The sequence below is a fragment of the Paraburkholderia sp. RL17-337-BIB-A genome, from assembly GCF_046025895.1.
Lineage (GTDB): Bacteria > Pseudomonadota > Gammaproteobacteria > Burkholderiales > Burkholderiaceae > Paraburkholderia > Paraburkholderia fungorum_C.
The window spans coordinates 3,188,542-3,202,308 of the sequence record NZ_JARESY010000002.1; the positions used below are offsets into that span (position 1 = coordinate 3,188,542).

At 58.7% G+C, this 13,767-nt stretch carries 7 protein-coding genes and 3 pseudogenes; 7 read left to right on the forward strand and 3 right to left on the reverse strand.

The features are described 5' to 3' along the window. Nucleotides 1–2: 2 nt before the first annotated feature. Nucleotides 3–2,063, reverse strand: a complete 2,061-nt coding sequence (pgaA, locus tag P0D84_RS34890; RefSeq protein WP_408344532.1) for a poly-beta-1,6 N-acetyl-D-glucosamine export porin PgaA — start codon at nucleotides 2,061–2,063, stop codon at nucleotides 3–5. A gap of 2,156 nt (nucleotides 2,064–4,219) precedes the next feature. On the opposite strand from pgaA, the gene P0D84_RS34895 reads away from it, so the two are divergent. Together P0D84_RS34895 and P0D84_RS34900 are read left to right on the forward strand one after the other, a co-directional pair. After that, the gene (locus tag P0D84_RS34895) at nucleotides 4,220–5,236 is read left to right on the forward strand and encodes a GlxA family transcriptional regulator (protein WP_408344535.1); all 1,017 of its coding nucleotides are present in this window, start codon (nucleotides 4,220–4,222) and stop codon (nucleotides 5,234–5,236) included. 205 nt (nucleotides 5,237–5,441) lie between these two features. Continuing rightward, a pseudogene (locus tag P0D84_RS34900) lies at nucleotides 5,442–6,655 on the forward strand (ISL3 family transposase). A gap of 244 nt (nucleotides 6,656–6,899) precedes the next feature. On the opposite strand, the gene P0D84_RS34905 reads toward P0D84_RS34900, so the two are convergent. After that, nucleotides 6,900–7,826: a GlxA family transcriptional regulator gene (locus P0D84_RS34905; RefSeq protein ID WP_408344538.1), complete on the reverse strand. Its 927-nt coding sequence runs from the start codon at nucleotides 7,824–7,826 to the stop codon at nucleotides 6,900–6,902. Between the two features lie 261 nt (nucleotides 7,827–8,087). Between P0D84_RS34905 and P0D84_RS34910 the strand changes: the two genes are divergently transcribed. From P0D84_RS34910 to P0D84_RS34925, 4 genes and pseudogenes are all read left to right on the forward strand, one after another. After that, entirely contained in the window at nucleotides 8,088–8,600 is a 513-nt protein-coding gene (locus P0D84_RS34910; protein ID WP_408344541.1) for an NUDIX domain-containing protein, read from the forward strand. Nucleotides 8,601–8,663: 63 nt separating this feature from the next. Then, a complete protein-coding gene (gene istA, locus P0D84_RS34915) occupies nucleotides 8,664–9,674 on the forward strand; it encodes an IS21 family transposase (RefSeq protein WP_408346272.1) in 1,011 nt (336 codons plus the stop codon). Beyond that, nucleotides 9,671–10,459, forward strand: coding sequence for an IS21-like element helper ATPase IstB (istB, locus tag P0D84_RS34920; RefSeq protein WP_408344544.1), 789 nt, complete (start codon nucleotides 9,671–9,673; stop codon nucleotides 10,457–10,459). The genes istA and istB overlap by 4 nt, the downstream gene beginning before the upstream one ends. A gap of 496 nt (nucleotides 10,460–10,955) precedes the next feature. Next, a pseudogene (locus P0D84_RS34925) lies at nucleotides 10,956–11,693 on the forward strand (IS3 family transposase); the annotation flags it as partial. On the opposite strand, the gene P0D84_RS34930 reads toward P0D84_RS34925, so the two are convergent. Beyond that, nucleotides 11,617–12,987: an IS30 family transposase gene (locus P0D84_RS34930; protein ID WP_408344547.1), complete on the reverse strand. Its 1,371-nt coding sequence runs from the start codon at nucleotides 12,985–12,987 to the stop codon at nucleotides 11,617–11,619. The pseudogene P0D84_RS34925 and the gene P0D84_RS34930 overlap by 77 nt on opposite strands. 344 nt (nucleotides 12,988–13,331) lie before the next feature. Here P0D84_RS34930 and P0D84_RS34935 point away from each other — a divergent pair. Further along, a pseudogene (locus P0D84_RS34935) lies at nucleotides 13,332–13,578 on the forward strand (IS110 family RNA-guided transposase); the annotation flags it as partial. Nucleotides 13,579–13,767 lie beyond the last annotated feature (189 nt).

Here is a 13,767-nt window from a genome sequence, read left to right on the forward strand (position 1 = left end):
GCCTACAGAGGAATGTTCAGGTTCAGATAGATGAGCTTGCTGGTCTCGCGCGTGCGGTCCATGCGCTGGCTCGCGACGCCGATGCCATAGGCAAGCGACGCATGCGCGCTGAACTGCCACTGCTGTTCGAGGCGGACCTCCCACAGCATGCTGTTGCCGATGTCGGTCTGACGGTAGCCGCCGACCGTTGCATAGGCGCGGTTCGCAAGCGACTGATCCGCGTTGCGCCACGAGGTCCACTGGTACATCGCGGTGAGCTGCGCGGTAAGGTCGCGATGCGGACTAAAGTACGCAGCGTTCGTGATCGTGTTGCTGCTCGTGTTCAGTTCGACCCAGGTCGCGACGAGGTGGCTGGGCGTGTTGATCAGGCGCTCGTACCAGGTCGCCACCCACGCCTGGTTGAGGTTCGAATCGCTGTAGCGCGAGGCGCCGTAAGCGAGCTCGAAGTAGCGGTAATCGTCTACGTCGTAACGGATCTCGCCCGTTGCCGCGCGGCCAGTCACGCCCGCCTGATAGGCCTTCCATGGCAGCGTATTGGTGTTGCTGTCGACCCCCGCCGAGAATTTCCAGTGGTCGTCGGGCGCGAAGCTCAGGCTGCCGGCACCGCCCGTCTTCGCTTGCGGTCCCGTCGAGTGGTCCACTTCGGCGGCTGCATCAACGCCATGAAAACGGAAGTCGCCGCCGATGCCGTTGCGAATGCGGCTTAGACTGTCGCCGTCGCCGGTGTCCGCGCGTCCGCTGAACTGATGCGCGAAGATGCGCCAGTAGTCCGCGATCGGCATCGAATAGAGTTGCGTGTCGACGCCCCAGTCGTTGTCCGCGATGACCGAGTTGCCCTTCTGTCCGTTCGCCGCGACGATCAGTTGCGGGCTTTTGTACGCTTCGAAGTCCCGTTGAAACTTCCTCACCGTATTGTCGTCGGGGAAACGGTCGCCGAACGTCGCATTGACTTCCGCCGCGCGGTCATACTGATTCAATTGCAACTCGGTCTTGCCGAGACCCGCAAGCGCTTCGACGTCGCCGGGGTGATTGACAAGTGTGTCCGCATAGACCTTCTCCGCTTCATGCGGACGCTGCCGCACGAGCGCTGCATCCGCTCGCGCATTGATCAACGCGGGATCGAACGGCACTTCGTGACGCAGGTCGTCAAGCGCCGCAACGCCTTCGCGCGTGCGGTCGGTGTAGATGAGGTACTGCGCCTGCAACTTCTTCACACGGCCATAGTCTTCGTTGACGTCTTCCGGATGCTCGGCGAGATCCGCGAGAATCGGCGTGCTCGCTGTAATCGACTTCAGGAGTTGCTGTGCGCTCTCGTAACGGCCCGCGTCGAGGTAGGCGAAGAAGAGACCTTCCTGCACATCGATACGCTTGAGCGCGTACGGTTCGAGCGACGGCGCGAGCGGCTCGACGGGCGTCCGCAACGCGTGCTCATAAGCCGGCGCAGCCTTGCGAGGCTCGTCGAGATACGTGTAAGCGTCGCCCGCAGCGGCGTAAGTGTGCGCCGGCATTGGTTGCGGCGAGCGCGCGAGCTCTTCGTACAGCGCGACCGCTTCCTTCATGCGCCCGACGCCTTGCACTGCCGCGACACGTTCGGCGAGCACCGAGCGCCGAACGTCCTCGTAGTCTTCGCCGGCCGGCATGCGGCTGAGCATCTCGTCGATATGACGAACCGCGGCTCGGGTTTCCGCAAGACGATCGGGCTCATCCGTGGCGAGCGATTGCTGACGTCCCCACTGCACTTCCGTTTCGACGACGAGCGCTTCGATCTGCAGCAGGTCACGTTCAGAGAACGCATCCGCAGTGGCACGTGCCTCCTGCAACGCAAGTTGCGGCGCCCCTGCGCTGGCTTCTTCAAGGACGCGTTTGCGAAACTGGTCACGTTCGGACACGCCCCGCTCTTCCGCAACCGTGCCTTTCGCGATGGCCCCCTCTGCGACGTTCCCCGGCGCCTCCGACGCTGTCGTCGGCTGCGCGGCGCAGTAGTCACGCATTAGCAGCATCAGCAGCAAGGCGGTCGCCTTGGCCGTCGAGTGCCTGCGTTGGCTAGAGCATTTCGTTTCCATGGTTCCTCGCATGTCGATGCCGGCGCTAAGACAAATCGAGACCAGGCGCCATGGAAATGGCGGATAGAAAGCATTGAGAGTCCCCGAAGTCTGGCGTGCGGCGTGGAAGTTTGGCGTCTTATTCGGCATCCGGTCTCGCAATCGCAACGACCCGGGCCCCACTTGCACCGCTACGCATATAGCGAAGTCCGTGCCACGACATGCCCGACCCTTTAGCAGCGACGTTTTGACTGACGAAAGGCGCGGCGGCACGATCAAGAGCAGTCAAAAACGTTGCATCGGTGAACTGTTCCAACATGGCAAAACATTGTTAGGATCGCGAATAGAACGAATAAAATTAGCGCCTTCTCGCCTCAGACCCATGTACAGCAATGGCCGGCTTTCCCGATCGCAATAGGGGCGCGAAGTGTTTCAAACGTGATACAGCGTGTCCGAAATGCACAGATAGTGATGCACGAGGCGAACACGGTGCATGCGCTGGTGCTTCGTTTGACGAGTAGAAAACCGAATTAAATCGATCTCGAATGGGAATAGGCCAGTATATTGCAATATACAAGTTCTGAAGAACACCTCCGGAACGATTGTCGAAAAACCGATGGTGCGTTGCCCTCCTTTTTTTGCACGGATTATTGGTACTGCAGTTGCTCTTTTCTTGAGCTATTCCGTCAATACCTTGTCTTGTACCGCCCGCCCGCTCTGGCGGGCTGTCTAAAGCGTCATACTCGCACCCACCTCGGACAATTTGAGGAGGGTTTATGGTGACTCATCTTCCTCAAAGGTCTTTTAGCCTGCCGGCTGGTCCGCCGGCAGGTGTCTTTTTGCGTATTCAAGTAGATACGACGAGGCTAAGCGCTGTTGTCACTAAAGGGGAAGGTGGAATTCGGAGTGGACAGATATGCTTTGGCAGTCCGACGAAGAAGACGCAAACGCCGCGAAGGAGCCTTGCGCCAAGCAATGCCTCGAGCGTGTTAGCACTTTGTGTGAGACCTGGCATCCTGGCGGGATGAAAAGAGCAAACCGCAAAGGTTATCCGGGTGATGCGTCGGACGAGGGATGAAGCTTCGCGCCGGCTACCCGAAACGCTCGCAGGCTTTCGATTATTTGTCCGACAGCGACAACTACTCGCCAATATCTACCGGCATCACGCATCACCCGCTCAACGTGCGAACGCAATGCCTTCCTCATGCGCCTGTACTGCTTCGCGTGAGCATAGCGGCCAATCCGCAGCCCCGCAATCAGGTTCCTGCAATTCCCACAACCGCTTTTCCGGGGCAAAGCCTCACACCGCAAAGCTTTGAAGATTGTTCAAGTCCGACTAGTTATCGTCTCTTGGCGTACGCGACCGTGCCACGCATAGCAAGCATACGAACACGCCGATCACCGCGCCGATCAACAGAAATGCGGCATGCGTCAAGAAACTTACCATCTTCTACTCCGTTAGAGAGATGAGTCGATTCAACCACCTGCTGGATCGTCAGCCATCTGCATGCCACTTGATGCACAAGTGACTCCAACACTACGAGATGAGTCAGGAGTTCGGCCTGTATGCCGGCATCGGGATACGGCAACAAAAGCATGGTCAATCAGGATGGCAATTGGCTATTCGATACAAATGCGAAGGGTAAACCGGGTGGGTGACTACAGCTCGTGATCGCCTGCAAAGTGCGGAACGATCATAGATCGAAAATGATTGAATACGACGCGAACGGCGGAACAGGCCAAACAGTTGGCCGACCGCAACACGAAAGGCAACAGATACTTCTTTCGAAGTATGCGGCCCTGATCTGTCCACCTGTGTGCCCCGACGCCGGTCCATCCATGTCCTATCCGGCAAAGTCGATGTTGTCTCCGGCCGAGCCCTCCCCGAAGATTCCGACTAATCTATGCGCTGGTGATGAGGCTTAAGACCGCGCAGGAGTTGGCTTCGCGAACACGCATCGCGCTGGCCCGCGCCTTTATCTCCGACTGCGAACCACCTGAAATCAACCCCTCCCGAGCGCATCGAATCCGGAGTTTAGCGTTGACCTTTTACGCCAACGTATTGGCGGATTCGGACGGCACGTCCCACAGCCATGAATGCTTATGTAGGATAACGCAGGATTAATCTGACTCCAAGTCAGTCGGAATATTGCGATCGCTTCCGGGGGAAGGTTAAGATGAAGTGTTCTGCGGACGTTTATGGTGAGAAGGTAGTACTCGTTGAGAAGCGAGCCAACCTGCAACGGATCAGACGTATCGGCATAGTCTTGTTCGATGGCTTCGCGCTTACAGAGACTGCCGCAATCATTGAGGTGTTCCAGTCGGCAAACGCGCTTGCTGGGCCCGAGCAATCCGATAGAACATTGTACGACGTTGGCCTTTTATCGACTTCCTGCGGCAGAGTCGCCAGTTCGTCTTCGGTGTTCGTCTGGACCGAAAGCCTTGAAACCTCCCGCTTCGCCGAAAATTTCCGGGCACTATTCGTTGTCGGCGGTACAGAGGTACACAAGGCACTACGCGACGAACAACTGATTACCTGGCTGCGTCGGGCCTGCCTGCGTAGTGACCTCGTCTTTCCGATTGGCGAAGGACGACTGGTTCTCGAAGCGGCCGAATTCGGACAGACCGTCAACGCCCGGCAACGCGGCGAACCCAATCGCGAAACCCAGCGGGACGTTTCAGGTGCTGCAGTTTTGACCATTCCGTCCAGCCCGTTGCAGGCAGCGTTAAGCGTTGTCGAAGCGGATTTGGGCGTGGCAATTGCCGGCCAGATCGCCGGCTGGGTGGCGCGGCCGGCTGAAACGCAGTTCGGCGTTATTTTGAGCAGGAACGCATCGGTCAGCGTCAGCAAACAAATTCAGGCGGCAGCGCGATGGTTGGAAGAAAACGGTGATCGACCCATTTCGATGGACAAGGCGGCGCAGGTCGCAGCGATGAGTGGGCGAAATTTTCTTCGGCGTTTCAAGATCGAGATGGGCGTAACGCCCTCCGACTATCTTCTGTATGTGCGACTCAACATGAGTTGCCGGCTACTTATTGAAAGCACTCTACCGGTCGATAAGATAGCGCGTCGCTGCGGAATCGGCAGTGGCGGTAGACTTTCTAAACTCTTCCGGAAGCATCTCGGGAAAACGCCTACCGAGTATCGCTCCAGCAAACGGCATTCGGGAATGTCGTCGGAATGGCAGATTTAAACACATTCGATATGCGTGACTGGAGTATCTGTCGTTTAGTGGTCTAATTTTATGGCCTCTTTTGAATTTTCAGTGGGTAGGTTTGGCGGGTCAAGGGCGGGCGTGAGCCCGGCGCAGCGAACCCTTGAGGCGCGGTCAGCCAGTAAGCTGAGTCTTGGGTGATTGCGGCAGAATGCGGGAATCACCCATGTAAAGCCAATCAGCCATGACGAATCAATTGTTCAAATCCGCCCTCGGTATTACGGCTCCCTGGTATGTCCGAAGTGTTGACTTTGATGCTGCTCAGCGGCAGCTCAACATCGCCGTTGACTTCGTTGCAGGCAGCCGATTCGGCTATGCCGGGGTTGCCGGCGAGCATCCCGTGCACGACACGCAAACCGAGCGCCTGCGGCATCTGAATTTCTTTCAGCACGAGTGCTTCCTCGAAGTGCGGGTGCCCAGGGTGCGCCTGCCCGATGGTTTAGTGCGTTTGGTTGAGCCGGGTTGGGTGGGCCAGCTCAGCGGCTTCACATTGTTGTTCGAGGCGCTAGTGCAGATGCTCGCGCAGCAGATGCCGTTCGCCGCCGTTGCACGCGCGGTCAATCTGTGGTGGCATCGAGTACATGCCATCTTTTCGCGGTATGTGGAGCTGGCACTCGCGGCGGCCGACCTGTCGGGTGTGACGGCGGTGGCGATTGACGAAACCTCGTACCGTCGCGGTCATGAGTATCTGACGCTGGTCGCCGACATGTAGGCGCAGCGGGTCGCATTCGTCACCACAGGCGGATGCCAGCACGATAGAGCGCTTTGCCACCTACCTGAGCGAACACGGCGGCTCGCCCGAGCTAGTGAACTCTGTCAGCATCGACATGTCGCCGGCTTTCATCAAGGGCGTCAATGAACATCTCCCCGAAGCGCGAGTTACATTTGACAAGTTCCACGACGTCCCTCACGCGTCCAAGGCGCTCGACGCAGTACGTCGGCAGCAGCAGAAACTCGACCCTCAGCTTAAAGGCATGCGTTGGACGTTGCTCAAGGACGCCGACAGCGCAACTCACCGACCTTGAGGCGTTGGTCAATCAGTACACGACCAATCGCACCGCGCGAGCCTGGCTTTACCGAGAACAATTGCGCGACATTCTCGAGCGCAAACAAATCAACGTCGTCTCCGGGATGCTGCATCACTGGTGCACCAACGTCATGCGCTCCAAGGTCGAGCCCATGAAGGATGTCGTCCGTTTGGTTCGCAGACATTTCGATGGAATCGTTGCCTGGACCCAGACCCGTCAGACCAACGATTTCATCGAGGCCATCAATGGCCTGTCTCAGGCAGCAAAGCGCAAGGCTCGTGGATATGCACGCTTTGAAACCATGCGCAAGGTCCTGTTCCTCATTGCCGGAAAACTTAACTTCGCCGCGTTCAATGCGCATGCCCGCTGAGCCGCATTACCCACTGAGTTTTCAAAAAGGCATTACTTATTTCATTGGTCTTTTGTATTGCCTCGTATCCGGTAATTCTTACCAAACCCTATATACACCCATATTATTTATAAATAATATTCAAATCGAAAGCAATGTGTCTTGTGCGAGAGGGTGGGCACTTTAAAAACCCTCAGCTCATCGCATTTAATTCATAAATTGTGACATTAAGGTGGCTGAATCCCACCACTAACGCGATGGCCCGTTATGACGATGTGTTGGATAGACGCTTACTGGCGCGGTACTCGGTTGGTGTTGTCGAAAGATGTTTGCGGAAGAGTTTCGAGAGCCAGCCACCGCCGCCGAGGCCGCAACGGCGCGCGATCTTGTCGACCGGTAGATCGGTTTCCACCAGAAGGCGACAGCACATGTCGAGCCGCACATAGGACAGATACTCGGACGGCGTGACGCCCATTTCGATCTTGAAGCGGCGCAGGAAGTTTCGCTCGCTCATAGCCGCGACCTGGCCGGCCTCATCAATGGTGATCGGCCGGTCGCCGTTGGCCTCCAGCCACCGGGCCGATGCCTGAATCTTTTCGCTCACGTAAGTGGGCGCATTCTCACGGATGGTCGCTGTAAAGCGCGCCCGTTGAGGCCGGGGCAGGACGTAATCCGCGATCTGACGGGCGATTTCAGGGCCCATATCCTCTTCAACCAGCGCCAGCGCGCTTTGCAACGGACTAGGGGAAACCATCGGGACGCCGCTGTCGGGCGGACAGTAGCGATAGATTTCCGAGGTGTGGCCGCCCAAGCGCTGGGTAGTGCCAGTGCGCCCGAATCCCGCGGCTTCGAGTAGCAACCGCCCTTCGCCGATCGGCACCAGCAGCTCGCTGCCCGGGCATTCGCGCCGCAGCCAGTTCGTCAGGCGCTCATCGCGTACTGCATTGCGCACCCCTACGCCACCGCTGATAAAAAGCGCGTGAAAACCGTCCAGATGGCACTGCTCGTCGACCCTTTCAGTCCATACAAACACGGACGACGAACTGTCGACGCGGCCACCGACCGCGGACAGAAGGCAAACCTTGTAACGTGTTTGGCCGCTCAGAGACGTATCTGCGCCGGAGAGCGCATTCGCCGACTGGAATATCTCCAGAACCGCGGCCGCCTCTGGCAGCGCAAAGCCGCTAAACAAGACTATTCCAATGTTTCTCGCTGCACTCACACCTTGCAAAACACTTAGAGGCCCTACGCCTTTCCTGTGAACCGCATCAAAACGCTCCACTATTTTAATCCCCGTAATTTAGTTGATCCTCCAGCTTCCTTAGAGCTGAATTTATTGGTGAAATCATCGTACAAAACAATTCGTTTCGCCATTATGTATTGGCGAAATACGCCAATATGTTGGCGGATTCAATCAACACTATAAGCGAAATCAATTATGTGAAAACATGCAATGGGGATTTCTGCACTTTTTAACGGGTCGAATGAATTGAAAGTTTTGGCGAGCGAATTTCGGCGGGACTCAATGGCCGATATGAGCAAATGCACATCTGTCGTATGCGGAAATTACCTTGTCGGGTTTCGCCATATCTCGCACAGATTCCTTTTTTCATCAGCGATGCACACTCGTCCGACCGTCCCGGCGGCAGTCACGCGCGGCAGGGACCTACACACAGCCGCTATGCTTCCCATCGAACAATTCATCCAAGCCGTCGATGCCACCCCTTTGGTGGCTATCGATTTGATCGTTCCCAACGAGAACGGCAGCTATCTGCTTGGGCACCGCGTCAACAGACCCGCACAGGGATTCTGGTTCGTGCCGGGCGGCCGCATCCGCAAGAACGAACGCCTCGACGACGCCTTTCGCGGGATTGCACGCGATGAACTCGGCAACGCCTGTGTCGAGCGAGCCGATGCCGATCTCGTCGGCGTGTACGAACACCTATACGTGTTAGCGCCGATGTAAAAATGACCCCGTCGTCGAAGTAAACCTGACCCACCTGGGAGACGATGGCGGCTTTTGCCGCCGATGCTGACTCAGGAGCAAGCAGTGGAAATCAAGGTATTGGCCCGACGCGGGACGGCGGTGCGTGAGATAGCGAGGCAAACGGGTTTATCGCGCAACACCGTGCGCCGCTATCTGAGGAACGAACAGGCGAGCCGCTACAGCCAGCGTGAGCCGCGAGCAACGAAACTCGACCCGTTCAAGGACTATCTGCTGGAGCGCGTCGCCGCCGCGCGGCCGCACTGGATTCCGGCGACGGTTCTGCTACGCGAATTGCAGGACGCTGGATACGATGGCGGCATCAGTCAGCTCAAGGCGTTCCTGGTGCCCCACAAGCGTCCCGAAGCCGAGCCGGTGGTGCGCTTCGAAACCGCGCCCGGCAAGCAGATGCAGGCCGATTTCACCGTTATCCGGCGAGGACGCGAGCCATTGCTCGCGCTGGTCGCGACGATGGGTTACAGCCGCGCGAGCTTCGTGCGGTTCACCGCGCGCGAGGACGCCGCGACGCTGTGCGAATGCCTGCGTGAAGCGCTCGTCTACTTCGGCGGCACGCCGGAACATGTGCTATTCGACAACGCGAAGTCGGTGGTCATCGAACGCGATGCATTCGGCGAGGGCGAGCATCGCTGGAACCCGCAGTTGCTTGCGCTGGCGGAAACCTACGGCTTCAGGCCGAAGGTGTGTCGTCCGTATCGCGCGAAGACCAAGGGCAAGGTCGAACGCTTCAACCGCTATCTCAAGGAGAGCTTTGTCGTGCCGCTTGCTGCAACGCTCAAGTCATCGGGATTGAAGCTCGATGTAGACGCCGCCAATGCACACATCGGCCGATGGCTGGCAGAGGTCGCCAACACGCGCCGTCACGCGACGACGGGCGAGCGACCAGTGACGCTGCTTGTGGCGGAGCAGACGGCGCTCCTGCCGTTGCCGGCGCAGGCGCCAGCGCTCGCCGTGCCGGACAACCGCCGGGTACTGCCACGCGAGAGTCTGCAACATCCGCTGGCGGTCTACGACGCGTTGCTGGAGACCACCGCATGAATCTGCAACATGAACGCATCGCCGCGTTGTGCGCACAACTGAAGCTCGATTGTGTCGCCACCGACTGGGCCCCGCTCGCACAACGCACAGCAACAACCGATTCGAGCATGGCGGACTTCCTCGAACAGCTTCTGCACGCGGAACTCGGCGCACGTGAGCAGCGCAAGCGTCAGGTGCTGACGAAGCTGGCGGCGTTGCCCGGCGTCAAGACGCTGGAGCAATACGACTTCGGCTTCGCCAGCGGCGCGCCGCGAGCGCAGATTCAGGAACTGGCGAGTCTGGCGTTCATCGAGCGCGCCGAGAACGTCGTGCTGCTCGGCCCATCTGGAGTCGGCAAGACCCACATTGCGACCTCGCTGGCGTACCGCGCGGCGCAGGCGGGCATCAAGACGCGGTTCATCACGGCCGCCGACCTGATGATGCAACTGGCCGCCGCACGCCAGCAAAACCGCTTGCGGGAGTTCTTCAATCGCGCGGTCATCGGGCCCAGGCTGCTGGTCATCGACGAAATCGGCTATCTGCCGTTTGGACGTGAAGAGGCAAACCTGTTCTTCAATGTTGTTGCCAAACGCTACGAGCGCGGTTCAATCGTGTTGACCAGCAACCTGCCGTTCACACAGTGGGCGACGGCGTTTGCCGACGACCAGACGCTGACGGCGGCGATGCTCGACAGGCTTTTACATCACGCTCACATCGTGCAAATCAGCGGCGAGAGCTATCGGCTGAAGGACAAGAGAAAGGCGGGACAAACGAACACGCGGGCAAGCGCGAAAGCGGCCGCGTAATACAGGGCCCAGGTGGGTCAGATTTACTTCGGCGAAACCTCGAAATGTGGGTCAGGTTTCAGTCGGCGTTGACATATACGAAGACAACGTTAGCGGGCGACCCGGCATCTCGACGCACTATGTCGTACTCGGCTACAGGCTACGTTGTCCGATCAAACTGGAAAATCTGCCTGATGCCCAGCACACGGCCTATCGCTGGGCATCAGAGGAGGAAATCCTCGCCGGCTCAACGGTTCACCTGAGTACGCGGGCCTATTTTGCGTCGCCACCGCCGCGCTAGCCCTAACCTGGCACTCGGTCGCAGCCGTGATCGCAAGATTGGCCGCTCGCACACGGCGCTAAGGCATGCCAGGTCTTTCTCGCCGATCGGCAATGCCTCGCAGGCACTTTTCCCTAGTGCATAAAGCCGCGCCTGGTCTGCAGCGACCTTGCCGCTTATCACGTCATTTCGATGCGCCCATAACAGTTCGACGGTTGCTTCGACCAGGCTGGTGGCGGGGTACTTCGCGAAGGAATTGATGTGAAGTGCGCGTTCATTGACCGGAATCGACACCATTGGCCGGTCACGGTGCTGTGTGAAGCACTGGGAGTCAGGCCCAGCGGATATCATCAGCGCCAACAGCGCACCGGCTGTGATAAGCCGCACAGAGGCCGTATCAGCAACGATGCGCTGCTCGCGCACATCAAGGTCATTCACGCGCAGGTCAAGGGCGAATATGGCTGGCCGCGCATGTGGAAGGAACTAGTTGCACGCGGCGTGCGCGTGGGCAAGGAGCGCGTTCGCAAGCTGATGGCTCAGCATGGCATCCGTGCCCGGCACAAGCGCAAGTACATCGCGACGACGAACTCGAATCACAACCTGCCTGTGGCTCCTAATCTACTGGAGCGCAACTTCACCGCCGACGCACCGAACCAGGTCTGGACCACCGACATCACGTATCTGGCGACAGCCGAGGGCTGGGTGTACCTCGCGGTCATCATCGACCTGTTCAGTCGGCAGGTGGTGGGCTGGTCGATGCAGCCGCACATTAAGGCTGAACTGGTCACAGACGCGCTACGCATGGCGTGGTTCCGGCGTCGCCCTGAGGCTGGTGTAATCGTGCATAGCGACCGGGGCAGCCAGCTTAGGTTCAAGGAGTCGTTGCAACACTTGTTTTTTAAGCTGTGGATAGTAACTCTTCAAGCGCTTCAGCGGGCGTCTTCCACTGAAGGGCTTTGCGCGGTCGGGCGTTGAGTGTGTTAGCGACCGCATCGAGTTCGCGTTCAGAATATCGACTGATGTCGGTGCCTTTGGGGAAGTACTGTCGCAACAGGCCGTTGGTGTTTTCGTCAGTTCCACGCTGCCACGGGCTTCGCGGATCGCAGAAGTAGATTGCCAGACCCGTGTCGATTTGTAGCTGCGCATGCTGGGCCATTTCCGCGCCCTGATCCCAAGTTAGTGACTTGCGTAAATGCTCGGGCAGCATCGCGATCTTCGCGGCAATGGCATTGCGAACAGCCTCGGCGCCGTGGCCAGCTAACGCCGGCCCGTTCTTCACCCGAGCGCCAGAATTGTGGCCCGGCATGGGCGGTAGGTGCAGCAGCATTGTGAATCGGGTCGTACGTTCAACCAAAGTGCCAATTGCAGAGCTGTTCAGGCCGATGATCAGATCTCCTTCCCAATGCCCAGGTACAGCACGGTCGGCAACCTCGGCCGGGCGCTCACTGATCAGCACCTCGGAGGTGATGAAGCTTTTTCCTCGCTGCTGCGTTCTGGCCCGTGGCACGCGCAGTGCCCGGCCGGTACGCAGACACGCAGAGAGTTCGCGTCGCAATGCACCACGGCCCTGAATGTAGAGTGCTTGATAGATGGCTTCGTGTGAGATCTGCATAGACTCATCATCGGGGAAATCAAGTCGCAACCGGCGGCTGATCTGCTCCGGACTCCAGCAAGTGCCCCAACGCCGGTCGGCCCGACGACCATGCCGTCTTCCCTTCCACGGTACGTTGGGTCCCGGTATCGGCCGGCCCTTCTCATCGGTAACCGCATTCGCCAGTCGGTCCTGCACATAAGCCCGTAATCGCTCGTTCTCGGCGAGCTTGCTGGTCTTGGGCCGCCTTGCCGCTCGCTCGGCTTTCCACTGCGCGACCGTCGCCCGATAGGTCAGCGTACCGCCACGGGTCGCGGCATTGCGGCACAGTTCGCGTGAGATGGTCGAGGGCGAACGACCAAGCCGCCGTGCGATCTCGCAAACCCCGCAGTCCTGCGCCCGAAGCAAGGCAAGCTCCTCACGCTCCGAGAACGATAAATAGCGACCCGAGCGCGGCGCCAAATCTATCGGCGGCATGCCTCCAGCCTGGCGAAACCATCGCGGGCCCAAGGGCTGCGACACGCCGCACGCCAACGCGGCGGCATCACTCTCCATTCCCTCGGCAATGCAGTTCCAGAATGCTTGTTTCGTCTCTAACTGATTGACACCTGGCCTGCCCGGTGAAGACATCGATGCCCGCCCCGTCTGTTGCGCAGCCCAACCTCGTGGTCGTCCCATTTAACACCTCCAATCTCGAGATGTTGCAACGACCGATTGAATTCGCCCTGTGTTGCGGCGGCCTGTTTCAGGACGCTCTGAAGGCCTACGGCATGCGCTCGTCAATGAGCCGACGCGGCGATTGTTGGGACACTCAGTCTAAGATGGCTTCTGAACGTCGGACCGATCTGACCCGTGTTGGGATTGGCCGAGCTGCCCTGGCGTTGACCTGTCGATCGGGTTCCGGCGTTCCCCGAGCGTTGCCGGGCTCGCCGTCTGTGACCTGATAGGAGCTTTGTACTGCACCATGAGTGTCCTGTCCTGCGAGTGGGGTTGGCGATGCGTCCACTACAACGGACACACGCATGGAACAAAACGAAGTGATTCTGGGTGTTGACACGCATCTGGATACGCATGTCGGGGCTCTGATCAGCGACATAGGCAAGCTTCTCGGAACGCTGTCGGTAACGACCGACACGGCAGGATATCTCAACCATGCTGACATGGGCGAACTCGTTCGGCCAGTTACGCCGCGCCGGCGTTGAAGGTATGGGATTCGCGGAACACGGGCAAGGTCAAGGTGCCGACTACGTTGCTCGGCTCCATGACGTACGTCATGCGCACTACGGGAGATCTCATTGGGATTCTTCGAGAGTCGGATGGCGATGGCTTAGGGTGGCATGTCGTCCGTCTTCATCTCCCGCGCCACATGATGTAAGGCGCGGCCATCAGGCCACATTCGCACCCAATGCTAGCTAGAACCAGCACATGATGTGTGTGCAATATTTTCCCTGAATGGAA